This is a genomic window from Aeromonas sp. s11 (assembly GCF_040907945.1).
GTDB classification, from domain to species: domain Bacteria; phylum Pseudomonadota; class Gammaproteobacteria; order Enterobacterales; family Aeromonadaceae; genus Aeromonas; species Aeromonas veronii.
Genome location: NZ_JBFOCU010000044.1, coordinates 11,246 through 28,701, shown reverse-complemented (window position 1 = coordinate 28,701; position 17,456 = coordinate 11,246). Strand labels below are relative to the sequence as shown.

The 17,456-nt window shown below is 61.6% G+C and carries 9 protein-coding genes and 1 pseudogene; 5 read left to right on the top strand and 5 right to left on the bottom strand.

Annotation, left to right across the window (positions count from 1 at the left end; genetic code table 11):
• Positions 1-128: 128 nt before the first annotated feature.
• From AB5Y84_RS12450 to AB5Y84_RS12440, 3 genes are all read right to left on the bottom strand, one after another.
• Positions 129-4,004, bottom strand: coding sequence for an SNF2-related protein (locus tag AB5Y84_RS12450; protein WP_368177051.1), 3,876 nt, complete (start codon positions 4,002-4,004; stop codon positions 129-131).
• 423 nt (positions 4,005-4,427) lie between these two features.
• Positions 4,428-5,513, bottom strand: a complete 1,086-nt coding sequence (locus tag AB5Y84_RS12445; RefSeq protein ID WP_368177050.1) for an ATP-binding protein — start codon at positions 5,511-5,513, stop codon at positions 4,428-4,430.
• A complete protein-coding gene (locus tag AB5Y84_RS12440; RefSeq protein WP_058055860.1) occupies positions 5,510-6,238 on the bottom strand; it encodes a response regulator in 729 nt (242 codons plus the stop codon). Before AB5Y84_RS12440 ends, AB5Y84_RS12445 begins: the two co-directional genes overlap by 4 nt.
• Before the next feature lie 157 nt (positions 6,239-6,395).
• On the opposite strand from AB5Y84_RS12440, the gene AB5Y84_RS12435 reads away from it, so the two are divergent.
• Both AB5Y84_RS12435 and AB5Y84_RS12430 read left to right on the top strand, forming a co-directional pair.
• Complete coding sequence (locus AB5Y84_RS12435; protein WP_368177049.1) at positions 6,396-7,553, top strand: efflux RND transporter periplasmic adaptor subunit; 1,158 nt, start codon at positions 6,396-6,398, stop codon at positions 7,551-7,553.
• A 15-nt stretch (positions 7,554-7,568) separates the two neighbouring features.
• Positions 7,569-10,703 (top strand): multidrug efflux RND transporter permease subunit, encoded by a 3,135-nt coding sequence (locus AB5Y84_RS12430; RefSeq protein WP_368177048.1) that lies wholly within the window; start codon positions 7,569-7,571, stop codon positions 10,701-10,703.
• 75 nt (positions 10,704-10,778) lie between these two features.
• On the opposite strand, the pseudogene AB5Y84_RS12425 reads toward AB5Y84_RS12430, so the two are convergent.
• Together AB5Y84_RS12425 and AB5Y84_RS12420 are read right to left on the bottom strand one after the other, a co-directional pair.
• Positions 10,779-11,531: pseudogene (locus AB5Y84_RS12425) on the bottom strand (IS5 family transposase).
• A 99-nt stretch (positions 11,532-11,630) separates the two neighbouring features.
• Entirely contained in the window at positions 11,631-13,247 is a 1,617-nt protein-coding gene (locus tag AB5Y84_RS12420) for a phosphoethanolamine transferase (RefSeq protein ID WP_368177047.1), read from the bottom strand.
• A 231-nt stretch (positions 13,248-13,478) separates the two neighbouring features.
• On the opposite strand from AB5Y84_RS12420, the gene AB5Y84_RS12415 reads away from it, so the two are divergent.
• The 3 genes from AB5Y84_RS12415 to btsR all read left to right on the top strand — a co-directional run bounded on the left by AB5Y84_RS12415 (position 13,479) and on the right by btsR (position 17,439).
• Positions 13,479-14,714 carry an HD-GYP domain-containing protein gene (locus tag AB5Y84_RS12415; RefSeq protein WP_368177046.1) on the top strand — a complete coding sequence of 412 codons (1,236 nt, stop codon included), beginning with the start codon at positions 13,479-13,481 and terminating at the stop codon, positions 14,712-14,714.
• A gap of 353 nt (positions 14,715-15,067) precedes the next feature.
• On the top strand, positions 15,068-16,738 hold the full coding sequence (locus AB5Y84_RS12410; protein ID WP_368177045.1) for a LytS/YhcK type 5TM receptor domain-containing protein: 1,671 nt from the start codon (positions 15,068-15,070) through the stop codon (positions 16,736-16,738).
• Complete coding sequence (gene btsR / locus AB5Y84_RS12405; RefSeq protein ID WP_368177044.1) at positions 16,735-17,439, top strand: two-component system response regulator BtsR; 705 nt, start codon at positions 16,735-16,737, stop codon at positions 17,437-17,439. The genes AB5Y84_RS12410 and btsR overlap by 4 nt, the downstream gene beginning before the upstream one ends.
• The last annotated feature ends 17 nt before the right edge of the window (positions 17,440-17,456 follow it).

The following is a 17,456-nucleotide window of genomic DNA, read 5'->3' as shown; positions in this document are numbered from 1 at the left end:
AGCTGGGCCGCCTTGCCGCGATAAACGAAGTATCCCGCATCAGCACCCCAAATAAGAAAGGGGAGAACATCTCTGGATGTTCTCCCCTTTTCTGTATCGATAGGCGGTATGAAAGGTGGCGTCGCCAATCAACCCATCAGCAGGGCCCGCAGGCTCTCCACATCCAGCCCGCGCACCTCGGACTGGCCGCTCAGCAGGCCATCGGCCAGCGCCCGCTTCTCGTCGTGCAGGGCGACGATCTTCTCCTCCACCGTCTGCTCGCATACCAGTCGATAGACGGTCACCGGCTGGGTCTGGCCCATCCGGTGGGCCCGATCGCTCGCCTGATCTTCCACCGCCGGGTTCCACCAGGGATCGAGGTGTAGTACGGTATCGGCCTGGGTGAGGTTGAGGCCGGTCCCCCCCGCCTTGAGGCTGATGAGGAACAGCGGCACCTCCTCATGACGAAAACGCAGGATGGAGTCCTGACGGGACTTGGCGGAGCAGCCCCCATCCAGATAGCAGTAGTCCCAGGACTTCTGCTCGATGCGGGCCCGCAACAGACTCAGCAGATCGACGAACTGGCTGAACACCAGCACCCGATGACCACCGTCGATCGCCTCTTCCAGCAGGGCCATCGCCTCGTCCAGCTTGCTGCTGGTTTGCGACCACTCGGGCATCACCAGCTCCGGTGAGCAGCAGAGACGGCGCAGCCGGGTCAGGCCACTCAGCACATGCATCAGGGCGCGGCCATCGGCGCTTTGCACCTGCTGCACCACTTCCCGCCGGGTCGCCTCGTAGAGCTGGCGCTCTTCGGGGGAGAGGCTGATGTGGTGAATGATCTCGGTCTTGTCCGGCAGCTCGGTCAGCACCTGCTGCTTGAGACGACGCAGGATAAAGGGGCTGATCACCGCACGCAGCAGTGCCATGTGCTGGGGATCCTTGACCGCCTTGCCAAAGCGACGCTTGAACTCGCCGAGGCTGCCGAGCAACCCCGGGTTGATAAAGGTGAAGAGGCTCCACAGCTCCCCCAGATGGTTCTCGATGGGGGTGCCGGAGAGGGCGAGGCGAAAATCGCCGTCGAGCTGGAACAACAGCTTGGCGCGCTGGGTGCCGGCGTTTTTGATCTGCTGGGCCTCATCAAGCACCATGGAAGACCAGCGGCGGGACTTGAGCGCCTCCGCCAGGCTGCCAAGCATGCCGTAGTTGATGAGGATCACCTGACCGGCCTTGGCCTCGCGAATCATCCCCTCCCGCTCGGCCGGGTTCTCGAACACAACCACATCCAGTTCGGGGGCGAAACGGGTCACCTCCTCCTGCCAGTTGGTGACCACTGACTTGGGCACCACCACCAGCGCTGGGCCAAGATGCTGGCGCATGCGCAACACAATCAGCGCCTGCAACGTCTTGCCCAGACCCATGTCATCGGCCAGACAGGCACCAAAACCGTGATGGGCCAGGGTCGCCATCCAGCGCACCCCCTCTTTCTGATAGTCCCGCAGGGAGGTAAGCAGCTCGTCCGGGCACTCGACCTCCTGCTGCCACTCCTGCTGAAGGGATTGCCACGCTGCATCCCCTTCGGTGGTAATGACCGAGAGCAGACGAGTGAGCGGATAGGCCAGCTTGTTGTTGATGCGCTGCTCTTCATCGAGCATGGCCCCCAGCATGGTGAGCCGCTCCACCAGCTTGTCGCTCAGCATCAGGCTGGTCTTCTCGTCGAGCTGAACGGTGCGCTGCCCCGGGGTCATTTGGCGCAGAATAAGGCGCAGATCGAGGATCTGGTGCTCATCGAGGGCCAGTGCCCCTTCGACCTGGAACCAGTCCTGCCGCCGCTCGATGCGCAGGCTCAGAGCCGCTTCATCAAGGCTCTTGAGGCGAGCGCTGTCCTGATGCCAGTGAATGACCACACCGGCATCCACCAGCTCGGGCAGGGCATTGACCAGCGCCAGCGCCTGTTCCCCCTGCAGCAGCCACTCGCTGCCGGGCAGGCCGATGGGCAATTGATTGCGCAGCAACTGGGCCTGCAGCTTCTCGGCCCCGAGATCCCGCTGCCAGTAGTGGTACGCCTTGATCCCCTGCCGCACGATCGCCTCCCCCTTGCCAAGGGGCTGGGGCGGCAGATCCTCAAAGCGAGTCACCAGCTTGACCGACAGCTGACCATCCTGCCAATCCAGTTGCACCGAAGGAATGCCCGGCCAGGGAGCCAGTTCGGCGTTGCCGCTAAGCCCCGCAACCTGACTGTGCCAGGGCAGCTCGGGAATGGCGTCCAGGGTGCGTTGCAGCTCGGCCAGCCCCTCGGCGGGCAGCAGCGGGATGGATTCGAGCGCTGGCAAGCGGTCGAGCAGCGGCTGCGGGGTGAGGATGAGCTGCCACAGATCCTGCGCCAGCGGCATGATATGGGCCCCGCGGGCGGCCGCATCGGGGCAGAGCTGCGCGCTCATCCCCTGTTCGGTGGCCACCACCTGCAGCAGGGGGGCACTGATGGCCAGTTGCAGCTTCTGCCCCTTGGCGTTGAACAAGCGGGGGTGATCGGCCAGCGGCGCCCAGACATCCCGCGGCAGTCGTCCCATCACCCGTGGCAGGGTGCGAACCAGTGCCCAGTCATGCTCGTCGAGCATGGCGGCATACTGGGTGGAGAGCAAGGCCGGATCGACCCGGCGACCGGCGGTCCACTCCCCCTTGGTACTGAGCTTCTGGATCTTGCACTCCAGCTCGGGGCCGTCGGCATGGAGCAGCCACACCAACCGCTCCTGCGGCTTGCGTACGCCACTGGAGCGTCCCAGCCCCTGCAACCAGTTGAGCCAGCTGGCAGAGGCCGCGGTTTTATCCTCGTCCTCGTCATCATCCTGCCCGTCACTGCCCTCTTGCGTACTCTCCTCACTGCCGCGCTGTTGGCACAAGGGCGCCCCTTTGGCCGCCTCGCCCAACAAGATGCGCAGCAGATCCTGACAAAAGGCCATCAGGCGATGATGGGGCTCGGCATCGAGCAGATGGGAGAGATCCCACTTGTGCAACATGGCCACCTGCGGGCTCTGGGCACCGTGACGGGCCAGCGCGCAGAGATCGAGCCAGAGATAGCCCCAGTGGAGCTCCTCCACCGGCAGTTGCAGGGTATCAAACAGGCCGACCGCCTGACCGTGGCGATCGCCCGCCCACTGGCTGAGCAGATCGGCAAGCAGGGGGAACTGGCCAGTCAAACTGCGCTGCCACTTCTTGCGCTGTTCGCTGGCGATGACGGGATCGGCCTGCTGCAACCAGCCAAGCCAGAGCAGGGCGCTGAATGAACGGGGCCACTGGCCCGCCTCGCCCTCATCGGTTGCCTGCCACTGGCCCAGCGCGGTGAGCAGTCGCTCGCCAAGCGGGCCGCTCTGGCTCTGCTGGGCCAGCGCCTGCAGGGCTGACCAGCCGGGGGCGGCATCCTTGTCCTCGCCGGTTGGCGATGTGCTCTCGCCATCCCCGCAGAGCCAGCGCCACTCCGCCTCGAACGCTTTGGCCCGGGCCTGCACCTCGGGGGCGCAGCGCACCAGCGCATTGGCCAGCGGCCAGCGCTCTTCATAGGGGGCATCGAGCAAGAGTTGCAGCGAGAAGTGCTCCAGCAACATTTGCTGCCAGGCGGGGCTGGAGCCCGCCAGCAACTGGTGAGCGTCCGGGGTATCGAGCAGGGTCAGCAGATCGCTGGCCGAGAAATAGGTCGGGATCTCCCCCGCCTTGCCGCGGCAGAGCTCGCGCACCACCGCATGGGTAAGATCCTGCCCGGTCAATGAGGGCACCCGGCTCCAGTCCGGCGCCGGGCAGAGACCGGCACGCACCCCCAGGATCAGCGCCAGCGTTCCCTCGGCGGTCAGGCTCCACTGCTGCTCCCCGCGCAATCTGACCAGTCCCGCATCCTGCAGTCGGGTCAGTTTATCGATCAGGGCATGGCCTATCGCCAGTTGTTCTTGCAGCAAACGGGTACTGGCAACGCGCTGCAATTGCAGGGTGGCGAGCAGGGCATAACTATCCGAAGAGAGGGTGGACGCAGACATCAAGACTCACGGGCAAGTGCAAAAGCGGAATTTTAACGGTAAAGCGCCAGCGGCTCGACCCTTTACCGTGAAATAACTCAAAAAAAAACGGCCATCCATGATGACCGTCGAAAGTAACGAAGGAAATAGCCGGATCATCCGGTTACCTCCCACAGCGGGAAAATCGGGAGCGCTAGCCCCTAATTCGTGGAGCCAATGCTAGAGGTTGGCGCCCGAAAAAGCTTTGAAGCGGATCACAGTTGAAAAGGATTTCTGAAAACGGTTTCAATTTTTGACGGCAAAAAACCATGGTTTCGCGCCAAATGAGCCATGTCCCAACCACTCCTGCTCACCCGGCACAAGCGGTAGAAAACCCTATGACATCGCTTGTCGCCCCCCTGTGCGGGCAGCTGTATAGCTTCACCATACCCCGCCGCCCGCAGGCTAGGTTTCAGGGCCACCGGACATGGCTGAGATGGGCCAGGAGAGCACGAATCTGCTCCCTCCCCGTCCGGTCGATTGGCAAACCGCGCTGCCGCCGTGGGCCTCTGCAATCGCCTTGACCACGGCGAGTCCGAGTCCGCTGCCGCCGCTCTTGCGCGAGCGTGACGGATCTCCGCGACGAAACGCATCGAAGATACAGGCGGCGATCTCCTCGCTGATGCCTGGCCCCTCATCTTCCACACTCAGGACACACACACTCTCCGAGCGATGCAGCCGCACGGTGAGCAGGCCCGGCAGCGCGTGCTTCTGGGCATTTTCCAACAGCGCCATCAGGGCCTGACGGATGCGAAACAGATCGCAGCAAACATGAAGTTCGCTATCGAGCTCCCGCTGCAACACAAATCCGCTCGCCGCCAGAGGGCTGGCAAACGCCTCAAGCACCACGGCAAGCTCGTCGGCCAGCCTGACCTCGGTCCGCTGCAACTCCAGATGGCCGCTGTCGTTGAGGCTCAATACCCGCAAATCCTCGATCAGGTGATTGAGCCCCTCCACCTGACGCAGCAACCCCTCGAAGAGTTCGCTGCTGGGAGGAAATACCCCTTCGGCCAGCCCCTGCAAACGGCCGCGCAAAATGGTGACGGGAGTGCGCAACTCGTGGGCGATGGCGGCATTCCAGAACTCCCGCTCGCGGGTCATGCTCTGCAGCCGCTCGGCCATGGCGTTGAAGTCGCGCACCAGTTGCGCCGTCTCCCCGATCGCCTGCTCATCCTCCGGCACACGGGCATCGAGTTTGCCCTCGGCCACCTCGCGCAGGCTGGTTGCCACCGAGTTGAGGGGAGTCAGGATGCGGCGAGATAGGCGCACCGCCACGTACAGCGCCATCCCCAATGCAATGAGAATGGTGGAGCCGATCCATAACATCTCGACTCTGGAGGGCACCCAGGTCTCGGAGATGCTGCCCGGCACAAACGCCACGGCGATGCCATAAAACACATAGGTGCCGATCACCGCGAGGGAGATGATACCAAGCGTCATCAAGCCCAGAGAGCGGATGATCTGCCTGCGAAGGCCGGGCGCCGATTTCATGCATCGCCCCCGAAGCGATAGCCAACGCCCCAGACACTGGCGGGGACCCCCTGAATGCCGTGTGTCTCCAGTTTTTTGCGCAACTTGCTGATGTGGCTATCCACCGTACGCTCCTGGGTATCCCCCTCCGGCAAGCAGTGAGTCAGCAGTTCGGCGCGGCTGAACGCCCGTTTCGGCGCCCGCATCAAAGAGGCGAGCAACTTGAACTCGGTCAGTGTCAGCTCCAGCACCTGCTGCTGGTCATCGCGGAAAATGCTGGCCTCGTGGCTCTCCAGATCGATCTGAAACTGGCCGACCCGCAACACGTTCGCCGTGGCAGGCTTTACGGCCCGGGTGCGCCTGAGCACGGCCTGCACTCGCGCCACCACTTCGGCCGGATTGAAGGGTTTGACCACATAGTCATCCGCCCCCATGCGCAGCCCCATCAGCTTGTCGAGATCCTGATCGAGGGCGGTCAGCATGATCACCGGCGTATCGCCGCGCGCCCGGATCTCGCTGAGCACCTGCCAGCCATCCAGTTGCGGCATCTGCACATCCAGCAGCAGGAGATCGGGTTTGAATGCCTGATGCATGGCCAGCGCTTCACGGCCATCGGCGGCGTGCAGGGAGCGCAAGCCATGACGTTGCAGGTAAGCGGCGAGGATGTCGGCGATCTCGGCTTCATCCTCTGCAATCAGTACCAGTGACTGGCCCGCCGGGCTGGCGGGAGCATTGAGATGGGACATAGTCGGACTCGAAAAAAGGTGGCGTTGAACTTTATCATCGCCTCCATGGATTCTCCACAAAGCCTCGAATCATTCGCAATAGCCCCTCGCCATAATGGCCGCTCGATGCACTCTTCGGTCACATCACACCGGAGAGACGGTTTAACGAGGTGAGTGGATGAGGTTTGTAAAACAGCGGTATGCGGGCGCCCTGCTCGCCGTCATTGCCGCATTCGGGTTGGCGGGTTGCGATGTCGCGCCGCAAGAGCAGGAGGCTCCCGCCCCTCCTCAGGTGTCGGTGCTGACATTGACTGGTCGGGAGCTTGTCATCAGCGAGGATCTGCCCGCCCGGGTGGCGGCACTGCGCAGCGCCGACATTCGCGCCCAGATCAGCGGCATCGTACAGCGCCGCCTGTTCGAGCAGGGCGCCGAGATCAGCGCAGGCACAATGCTGTTCCAGATAAACCCGGCCCCCTTCAAGGCCGATGTCGACAGCGCCGCCGCCGCATTGCAACGGGCCGAGGCCGTGCTGGCCCGCGCCCGCATCCAGATTGACCGCCTGCAGCCGCTGCTGCGCACCGACGCCATCAGCCGCCAGACCTATGACGATGCGGTCTCCCAGCGGGATCAGGCGGCCGCCGATGTGGCCCAGGCCAGGGCGACCCTGGCCCGGCACCAGCTGAACCTGCAATTTGCCAGCGTGGAGGCCCCCATCGCCGGGCGCATCGATCAGGCGCTGGTGAGTGAAGGGGCTCTGGTGTCGCCCACCGATGCCACCCCCATGGCCAGGATCCAGCAGATTGATCAGGTCTACGTCGATGTGCGTCAACCGGCCTCGGTGCTGGAATCCCTGCGCCAGCAGGCTGGCTCAACGGCACCGGAACTGGCGGTGGAGATCCTCGGCAGCAATGGCACGCCGCTGGGGATGCAGGGGCGCATCCTCTTCTCCGGCATCGAGGTCGATGCCGGGACCGGCGACGTGCTGCTGCGGGTGCTGGTGGATAACCCTGAGCGGCGCCTGTTGCCCGGCCTCTATGTGCAGGCGCGCATCCCCCGTGCCCGCTATGCCAACGCCCTGACCGTGCCCCAGCAGGCGGTAGTTCGCACCTCGGGTCAGACCAGCGTGTGGGTGTTGGATGACCAGGGGCAGGCACAGCTGGTTCCGGTCAACACCGCTGAACTGGTGAATAGCCAGTACCGCATCGCGTCCGGGCTCAGTGCCGGGCAACAGGTGGTGATCGAAGGGATCGACCGTCTGACCCCGGGGGTTCAGGTCATTGCCTCCCCCTGGCAACCACCCGCCGTCAGCCAACCGGCTGACAGAGGCATTCGCTGAATCGGAGAGCTATCCATGCCGCAGTTTTTTATCCATCGCCCGGTGTTTGCCTGGGTGATCGCCCTGTTCATCGTGCTGGCAGGGGTCATCGCCATCCCCAAGCTCCCCATCTCCCGCTATCCCTCGGTGGCGCCGGTGTCGGTGACCCTCTATGCCGCCTATCCGGGCGCCACGCCGCAGACCCTGAACGATGCGGTAGTGAGCCTTATCGAGCGCGAGCTGTCGGGAGTGAAGAACCTGCTCTACTTCGAGTCGTCGGTGGACGCCTCGGGCAGCGCGCAGATCACTGCCACCTTCAAGCCGGGCACCGATCCGGAGCTGGCCCAGATGGACGTGCAAAACCGCATCAAGGCGGTCGAGCCTCGCTTGCCACAAGCGGTGCGGCAAACCGGCCTGCAGGTGGAGTCCGCCTCATCCGGCTTTCTGATGATGGTCGGCATGACCTCACCGGATGGCCGCTTCGATGAGGTTGCCCTCAACGACTACATGGCACGCAATATTGTGCAGGAGTTGCGCCGCATCGACGGTGTGGGGCGGGTGCAACTGTTCGGCGCCGAACAGGCCATGCGCATCTGGGTAGATCCGACCAAACTCGCCGCCTACGGGCTGACCATCAGCGAGGTGGCGCAGGCCATCGAGCAGCAGAACATCCAGATTGCACCGGGGCGCCTCGGCGACGAACCCGCCCTGCCGGGGCAACGCCTGACGGTTCCCCTCACGGTTCAAGGGCAGCTGACAACCCCCGAGGCGTTCGCCGCCATCGTGCTGCGAGCCGGTGGTGATGGCGCCAAACTGGTGCTGGGTGATGTCGCCCGGGTCGAGCTGGGGGCGCAATCCTACGCCTTCTCCAACCGGGAGAACGGCGTGGCCGCCACCAGCGCCGCCATCCAGCTCTCCCCCGGCGCCAACGCCGTGCGTACCGCCGATGCGGTGCGCACCCGTCTCGCCCAGCTCGCCCCCACCCTGCCAGCGGGCATGGCCTATTCGATCCCGTTTGACTCGGCCCCCTTCGTCAAGGTCTCCATCGAAAAGGTGATCCACACCCTGCTGGAAGCCATGATGCTGGTGTTTCTGGTGATGTTTCTCTTCCTGCAGAACCTGCGCTACACCCTGATCCCGGCCATCGTCGCCCCTATCGCCCTGCTTGGCACCTTCGCGGTGATGCTGCTGGCCGGTTTTTCGATCAACTCTCTCACCATGTTCGGCATGGTGCTGGCCATCGGCATCATAGTCGACGACGCCATCGTGGTGGTGGAGAACGTCGAGCGCCTGATGGCCACCCGAGGGCTCTCGCCCAGGGAGGCGACGTCGCAGGCCATGAAGGAGATCACCGGGGCGGTGATCGGCATCACCCTGGTGCTCACGGCGGTGTTCCTCCCCATGGCGTTTGGCAGCGGCTCGGTGGGGGTCATCTACCAGCAGTTCACCCTGTCGATGGCGGTGTCGATCCTGATTTCGGCCTTCCTCGCCCTGACCCTGACGCCTGCGCTCTGCGCCACCCTGCTGCGTCCGGTCAGTCCGGATCATCATGAGAAGCGCGGCTTCTTCGGTGCCTTCAACCGGGGTTTCGAGCGGTTCACAGCAGGCTACGGTGCGCGGGTAACCCGGCTGGTCGGGCGCAGCGGACGGATGATGGCAACCTTTGCCGCCCTCTGCGCCGTGCTGGCCATCGGCGCCGCCCAGCTGCCCTCCTCTTTCCTGCCGGACGAGGATCAGGGCTACTTCATGACCTCCATCCAGCTGCCGACCGGCGCCACCAGCGAGCGTACCCTTGAGGTGGTCAAGGCCTTCGAGGCTCACGTCGCCTCTCGCAAGGCGCTGGACACCAACCTGGTGGTGCAGGGCTTCAGCTTCTCCGGTGCAGGCCCCAATGCCGCCATGGCCTTCACCATGCTCAAAGATTGGGATCAGCGTCATGGTGCCACGGCAGCCGAAGAGGCAGAGCTGGCACAAACAGCCATGGCGAACATTCCTGAAGGCACGGTAATGAGTCTGCTGCCGCCCGCCATCGACGAGCTGGGCACCGCCTCCGGCTTCACCCTGTTCCTGCAAGACAGAGCCAACCGGGGAGATGCCGCGCTGCTGGCCGCTCAGGCCCAACTGCTGGAACTGGCCGCCAAAAGCCAGGTAGTCAGTGATGTGTATCCCGACAATCTGCCTCCCGGCGAGAGCATTCACCTCGAGATCAACCGACAGAAGGCCGAAGCCATGGGACTCTCGTTCGCCAGCGTAAGCAGTACCCTGTCGGCCGCAATGGGGTCGCTCTACGTCAACGACTTCCCCAACGGCGGGCACATGCAGCAGGTCATTCTGCAGGCCGACGCGTCGGCGCGCATGCAGCTCGATGACGTGCTCGGCCTGCGGGTACGCAATGCCAGCGGCGGCATGGTCCCCTTGCGGGAGGTGGTGACACCGGAATGGCGCGAATCGCCGCAACAGATGATGCGCTTCGATGGCTTCCCTGCCGTGCGTATTGCCGGAGAGACAGCGCCCGGCCTCTCCAGCGGAGCGGCGATGGCGGAGATGGAGCGCCTGGTGGCGCAATTGCCGCCAGGCTTCGCATTGGCCTGGACGGGACAGTCGTTGCAAGAGCGCCAGTCGGCCGAGCAGGCCCCCCTGCTGATGCTGTTGTCGGCGCTGGTGGTCTTCCTGGTGCTGGCGGCACTCTATGAAAGCTGGTCGATCCCGCTCTCGGTGATGCTGGTGGTGCCGCTGGGCCTGCTCGGTGCTGTCGCGGCCGTGATGCTGCGCGGTATGCCTAACGACGTCTTCTTTAAAGTAGGCATGATCACCATCATCGGTCTGTCGGCCAAGAATGCCATCCTCATCGTGGAGTTTGCGCGCCAGTTGCACAGCGAAGGGCGCTCACTGCTTGATGCGGCTATCACTGCTGCCCGCCTGCGCCTGCGCCCCATTCTGATGACGTCGCTGGCCTTCACCCTCGGGGTGGTGCCCTTGATGCTCGCCAGTGGCGCAAGCGCGGAGACCCAGCACGCCATCGGCACCGGCGTGTTTGGCGGCATGATCAGCGGCACCCTGCTGGCCATCTTCTTCGTACCGGTCTTCTTCGTCTTCGTCATCGGCACCCAGGCGCGCATTCAGGCCTGGCGGGCACGGCGAGCATCCAACGGCATTCATCCGGGCCGATGACCACAGAGGCGTTGTTGCCCAAATCAACCATTAGGTAACAACTTCCCCAGCCCTAGGTGATAGCTACACTTGGGGCTATCTAACCAGCAGACCAAGGGCATTCAGTTTGTTCATCGCACACACGTAGGCCATGATCTCTCCCACTTGTCCGTTGTAGTTACGTAGACTGATTTTCCCGTCATCAATTGTTTGAACCTATACATCGCCGTCTCGGCCAATGAGCGCTGATGATACCCGGACTGCTGCTTCCAGTGAGCCAGCCCCTCCTTACGCATCACCAGAACCGCTTCATTACGTGGATGCCCCTCTTCCCATAAACCGGCATTCTTGCGCGGCGGAAATACATGCCCTAGCTGCCACGATGTCGTGGTTCGCCAGATCCAATTTGCGCCAGCCCCGGCACTTGTCATGGCCATGTTGTCTGAATTTCCATTCACACTCGCCAAACACTTTCAAGGCGGTGGAATCTATAACCAAATCGGTCACCTTACCCTTGGGTGGCTGGCGGTATGCCACCTCCACGGTACTGGCGCGCTTGCTGACACAGCTGTAGTCGGGGGCACACAGCGGCACATTCATCAGCTCAAACAGCGAGTCGAGCAGGCCCTGTGTCGCCCGCAGGGAGAGGTTGAAAATGCCCTTGAGCATCAGGACGGTAGAGAAGGTCTGGTCAGTGTAGAGCTGGCTATGGCCCCGGCGCCCATGATGGCCGTGGCTGAACCAGTTGTTCATGGCCTCGGCATCAATCCAGAAGGTGGGTGAACCACGGTTAATCAAAGACTTGTTGTATTTAGGCCAGTTGGTGATGGGATGAAGGGATGTGCCCATGATGCAGACTTTAAAGGGGATGGTGGTGATCAGCTCACCGAGCCCTCAGTAAGTTCACTTCAAGCTGCATCGATTTGGGCAACAACGCCAGTGAACGTCTCACCCCGCCCGACATGGCTTGAACAGATCCAGCTTGTTGTCGTAAACACTCGTCTGCACATCCATGATCCCCAGCATGGAGTGAAAGAGGTTGTCATGGGAGAAGCGCTGACTGCTCGCCTCCGCTGCCAGGCAACCCATATCAAGCTGGCGATCAGCCTGTAACTGAGGCGAGAACCAGGTCAGCAGCGGCACCCGGGTCTGATCATCCGGCGCAAACTTGTAGGGCGTGCCGTGCAGATAGAGCCCCATAGCCCCAAGGGATTCACCGTGATCGGAGAGATAGACCAGCCCCACATCGTACTGGCTCTCCAGCGACTTGAGCTTGTCTATCAGCAGTCCCATCACCTTATCGGTGTAGCGGATGGTGTTGTCATAAGTGTTGACCAGCTCTTCGTTGCTGCAGTTTTCAATGTCGCTGCGCGGGCAGTCCGGCATAAAGACGCGCTCGCTGGCAGGGTAACGACGGAAATAGGTCGGGCCATGGCTGCCCATCAGGTGAAAAGCCACCAGCTTGTTGCCCTTCATGCCGGCAATCTGCTGATCCAGCCCCTCCAGCAGCACCTCGTCATAGCAAGACTCCCCCTGACAGAGCGCCGGATAGGATTTGGGAAGGATCTCGATGGTCGGCACATTGCGGCACACCCCTTTGCAGCCGCCATCGTTCTCTTTCCACAATACCGAGACTCCGGCATGTTGCAGCACATCGAGCAGGCCGTCACGGGAGCTGGCAAGCTGGTCATCGTAGCCACGGCGCGTGAGGTTGGAGAACATGCAGGGCACCGAAACCGCAGTGGCCGTACCGCAGGAGCGCACATTCCTGAACGACACCACCCCCTGCTCTTTGGCTGTAAAGCTGTTGGTCGCCTTGCCATACCCGTTAAGGGAGTAGTTCTGGCTGCGCGCCGTCTCCCCCACCACCAGGAACATCAAAGTCGGCTTGCTTCCCCGGGCCACCACCCTGGCATCGGTCCCCAAGTGTTGGTAGGGGATCGGCGTGGCAAACAGCACATCCCGCCCATATTTGTAGAGGCCGTGCACATAGTTGGCAGGCACAATCTCTTTGGCCAGCGACTTGTTGTTGCGACCGACCGAGGCGTAATCCTGATAGTAAAGTGCCGCGACGCCCCCGATAAACAGCAGAGAGATAGCCAATACACCTGCCCGCCACGCCAACCCCTGATACCAGCGAGCCGGATAGCGGATCCGCAGTGACCAGAGCACCAGAACAGGCAGCAGCCCGGTCAGCAGAAACCAGAGCGCAACCGAGCCATTCAAATAGGCCCCCGCCTCACCACTGTTGGTCTCCACGATGTTCTGGATCATGCCAGCATCAAAGATGACGCCGTATTTGAGCATGGCGTAGCTGACGATGGAGCCAGTCAAAATGAGCACGGTAAAAAAGGGCTTGAGCACAAACCGGAACGTGAAGGGAATAAACACGGCATTGAGCGCCGCGATCAGCACCAGCGGGATCGAGATGGCAAATCCGGCTTTGACATGGGTCAGGGCGCTGAGCACCGTATAGAAATGCAAAAAGACTGGCCAGTTCAGTACCAGGGCGAAAAAGAGCACCAGCAACAGATTGGTCTGCAGTACACCGAGAGTTACACGCATAAACAACTCCTACATACCGGCCTGCAGTGCAGCGGGCCGGCCAAGCCAACAAAAACGGACAGGGCCAGCGTAGGAAGTAAAACTTAAGCGCGAATTAAGAGGAGAAGCACGGCGCTCGTGCGCCCCATCACAGCACGGAGTGCTCCGCAGCACCGAAATGGATTTTTAGTTGTCTATCCATCGGATTTTGCTAGCTTGTTGAGTAGGCATTCACGAAATGCAGGTTAACCGATGGCACTGATCCAAGCCTCGATAGAGCAATTGAGAATAGGCCACTATATCCATCTCCCCACGGGATGGACCAACCACCCGTTTATGTTCAATACCTTCAAGATCAAGGATCAGCAGCAACTCGACATTCTCCGTCATCTTGATCTCACCCTGCTGATGGTAGACCCCGACAAGAGCGAGCTGCCCATCGAGCCTCTGCTGCGCGGCGATATCCCGGATGCCGGGCCTGACCTTGACGAGTTGGAAGAGCTGATTGCCTCGGGCCCGCCCCCCTTTGACGAGAAAGCCTTTCGCCGCTCCATGCGCGCCGCTGACAAAGCCTTTGGCCAATCCATGAGCGAGCTGCGCGATGCACTCGGGGCGCTGAACCTCAAACCGGATGAGGGGCTGGCCAATACCGCCCAGATCGTCCGCAATGCCGCCTTCACCCTCAGTCAGCATGAAGGACCTCTCGGGCTCCACCTAATTCGCAGCCCCCACACCGATATCCTGTTGCAGCACAGCCTCAACGTCGCCTTTATCGCCATGCTGATGGCCCGCGAACTCGGCATGAACCCCATCGAGATTGAGGAGACGGGACTTGCGGGACTTATCCACGACATCGGCGAACTGAAAATCCCGAGCCAGATCACCCAAAAACGGGGGGATCTCAACAAGGCCGAGCAGAACTTCCTCAATATGCATCCCCAGTACGGATTTGACATGCTGACCCAGCTCAACGCCTTTGAACCGAAAATCCGTCAGGTCGCCCATCTGCACCACGAGCGGCTCGACGGCAGCGGTTATCCGCTCGGGATCAAGGGCGGGGAGATCCCGCCGCTGGCGCGATTGATCGGACTGGTCGACTTCTACGACGAGCTGCTCCATCCCCGCAACAGCGGCAACCCGGCGGCGCCGAGTCAGGCCATCAGCCAGCTCTACAAGTTATCCCAGAAAAAGTTCGACCAGAATCTGGTCAAGTTGCTGGTCAAGGTGCTGGGGGTCTATCCGCCGGGTTCACTGGTGAAACTCTCCGACGAGAGCATCGCGCTGGTGCTCTCTACCGAACCCACCATGCCTCTCAAGCCGAAGATCCTGCCCTATATCAAGGCCCAGCGGCCGGAAGCCGTCGCCATGATCGATCTGCGAGAAGATGAACGCACCATCACTGCTTTTATCAAACAGGAAGAGCTGGATGAGGGACAACGGCAGTTCTTCAACCTGACCCGCCGCTTCTGCTACTACTTTGCATTCTGAGTTATCCCCAGAAGCTGGGGATAACTCATTGGACAAACCGGAATAATTGCTCAAACCCCCATCAGAAGGTTGCCAACTGACCATGTATAAAAAACGCCCAGCCAAGGGGCCGGGCGGAGCATGCCACCTCCGTGTGGCGTATCCAGCGGATACATTCATGCTCCATCCATCAATATCAACCCGCTGCCGCTTACACAAATATCAATTTAACATGCTGATTTAATATGGTTTTATCAACTTGTTCTGGCAAACTGGCGTCCCGCTGCGCCCAGTTGGGCCAACAGAACAAGATCCTGATCACACTTATTCACGGGCTGAACATTTTTTCAGCTGGCTTATGAGGAGCGTTTTTTATGCAGTTGGTCCTCTCCTTGCTGCAACAGATGAGCGTCAGCCTGGTGATCGCCTATCTCTTCTCGAAAAGCCCGCTGCTGCGCCCGCTTGCCAACTATTCCGTGAGACTACCTCACAAGATACTGATATACATCATCTTTTCCAGCTTTTGTATCCTCGGCACCTATGTAGGCCTCGATATCGACGATGCCATCGCCAACACCCGGGCGGTCGGCGCCGTCTTGGGGGGATTATTGGGGGGACCGCTGGTGGGCTTTCTGGTGGGGCTGACCGGCGGCCTGCACCGCTATACGCTAGGGGGATTTACCGATCTCGCCTGCGCCATCTCCACCACCTGTGAAGGGCTGCTCGGGGGCATTGTGCACTGGCGACTGATGCGCTCGGGGCGAACGGATGCCCTGTTTGAACCACGTATAGCCTTCTTTACCACCCTCTACGCCGAGATCATGCAGATGGTGATCATCCTGCTGGTGGCGACCCCGTTCGACAAATCCCTGCTGCTGGTGCGCACCATCGCCACCCCGATGATTCTGGCCAACTCCTGCGGCGCGGCGCTCTTTATCAGCATGATCCGCGACCAGCAGCGGATGTATGAGAAGTTCTCCCGGGTCTTCTCCGCCAAGGCGCTCAATATCGCCAACCGTACAGTGGGGATCATGAGTCAGGGCTTTACCCCGGAGGCGAGCAACAAGATTGCCCGCATCATTCAGGAGGAGACCGGCGTGGGGGCTGTCGCCATCACGGACACCGAGCAGATCCTCGCCTTTATCGGCACCGGCGAAGATCACCATCTGCCGGGCACCCCCATTGCGTCAGCCATCACCATGCAGGCCATCGCCCAGAACAAGGTGCTGTTTGCCGATGGCAACAGTCAACCCTATCGCTGCAGCCTCTCCTCCGCATGCCAGCTGGGTTCGGTGCTGGTGATCCCGCTGCAGGGGGATAAAGGAGTGATCGGCACCATCAAGCTCTACGAGCCGAAGAAGCGGCTGTTTCTCAAGATCAACCACACCCTGGGGGAAGGGATTGCCAACCTGCTGTCACAACAGTTGCTGGCCGGTCGGCTGGAGCAGCATCAGCGGCTGCTGGTGCAGTCCGAGTTGAAACTTATCCAGGCCCAGATCAACCCCCACTTTCTGTTCAACACCCTCAACACCATCAGTGCCATCACCCGGCGTGATCCGGACAAGGCGCGAGACCTTCTGCTGCATCTTTCGCTGTTCTTTCGCAAGAACCTCAAGCGACAGAGCGGCCTTGCGACCCTGCAGGAGGAGCAGGAGCACTGCCAATCCTATCTGGAGATCGAGCTGGCCCGCTTTGGCGATCGGCTGACGGTGATAAACGAGATCCCGCCCCATCTGGCCACACTGCGACTGCCCAGCTTCACCCTGCAACCGTTGATCGAGAATGCCATCAAGCACGGCATCTCGACCCTGCTGGAGCAGGGGCGCATTCGCCTCTGGACCGATGAGCAACCCGCCAGCGTCACTATCCATGTGGAAGATAATGCAGGCACCTGGCAAGCGCACCCCGCGGGCGACGGTCTGGGCATGACCATTGTCGATCGGCGACTGAAAAGCGCCTTTGGCGAGCGCTATGGCGTGACTATTGCGTGCGAGCCTGAGCAGTGGACCCGGGTCTCGTTCACCATCCCCAAGGAGCTACCATGATCCGCACCCTTATAGTCGATGACGAACACTACGCCCGCGAAGAGCTGAGGCAGCAGCTGGCTTGCGATCCTGCCATCGAGATCGTGGGGGAAGCGGCCAACGCCATCGAGGCGCTGCCGCTTATTCAGCGCCTCAAGCCCGACGTGGTGTTCCTCGATATCCAGATGCCCAAGCTGAGCGGCATGGAGCTGGTCGCCATGCTCGACCCCTTGCCCCGCATCGTCTTTGTCACCGCCTTTGACGAATATGCCATTCAGGCCTTTGAAGAGAACGCCTTCGACTACCTGCTCAAACCGGTGGAGCCCGCTCGGCTCGCCAAGACCCTCGCTCGCCTCAAGCTGGATATCTCCCCGCAGCCCATCGAGCGGCTGGCCCCCACCATCGAACATATTCCGGGCTATCTGCACAATCGGGTCAGGCTGCTGCCCATCGCGCAGGTGGAGTATGCCTTCTCCGATCTGGGCGGGGTCCATGTGGCCTGTCAGGGCGAGCTGTTCCACACCCAGCTCACCCTCAAATCCTTGGAAGAAAAGAGCCTGCTGCTGCGCTGCCACCGCCAGTATCTGGTCTCCCCCAACGCCATCTTCGAGATCCGGCTGCTGGATAACCAGCTGGCAGAGATTGTCACCCCGAGTGGCGCCCGGGTGCCGGTCAGTCGTCGCTATCTCAAGGAGCTCAAAGATCAGCTGGGGCTGGACTGAGCCGCGGAGTGTGCGCC

What these genes read in the sequence shown, in the direction of transcription:
- btsR (WP_368177044.1), top strand. Translation starts at nt 16,735, where the DNA reads ATGATCCGCACCCTTATAGTCGATGACGAACACTACGCCCGCGAAGAG.
- AB5Y84_RS12445 (WP_368177050.1), bottom strand. Translation starts at nt 5,513, where the DNA reads ATGAAATCGGCGCCCGGCCTTCGCAGGCAGATCATCCGCTCTCTGGGC.
- AB5Y84_RS12410 (WP_368177045.1), top strand. Translation starts at nt 15,068, where the DNA reads ATGCAGTTGGTCCTCTCCTTGCTGCAACAGATGAGCGTCAGCCTGGTG.
- AB5Y84_RS12435 (WP_368177049.1), top strand. Translation starts at nt 6,396, where the DNA reads ATGAGGTTTGTAAAACAGCGGTATGCGGGCGCCCTGCTCGCCGTCATT.
- AB5Y84_RS12440 (WP_058055860.1), bottom strand. Translation starts at nt 6,238, where the DNA reads ATGTCCCATCTCAATGCTCCCGCCAGCCCGGCGGGCCAGTCACTGGTA.
- AB5Y84_RS12450 (WP_368177051.1), bottom strand. Translation starts at nt 4,004, where the DNA reads ATGTCTGCGTCCACCCTCTCTTCGGATAGTTATGCCCTGCTCGCCACC.
- AB5Y84_RS12420 (WP_368177047.1), bottom strand. Translation starts at nt 13,247, where the DNA reads ATGCGTGTAACTCTCGGTGTACTGCAGACCAATCTGTTGCTGGTGCTC.
- AB5Y84_RS12430 (WP_368177048.1), top strand. Translation starts at nt 7,569, where the DNA reads ATGCCGCAGTTTTTTATCCATCGCCCGGTGTTTGCCTGGGTGATCGCC.
- AB5Y84_RS12415 (WP_368177046.1), top strand. Translation starts at nt 13,479, where the DNA reads ATGGCACTGATCCAAGCCTCGATAGAGCAATTGAGAATAGGCCACTAT.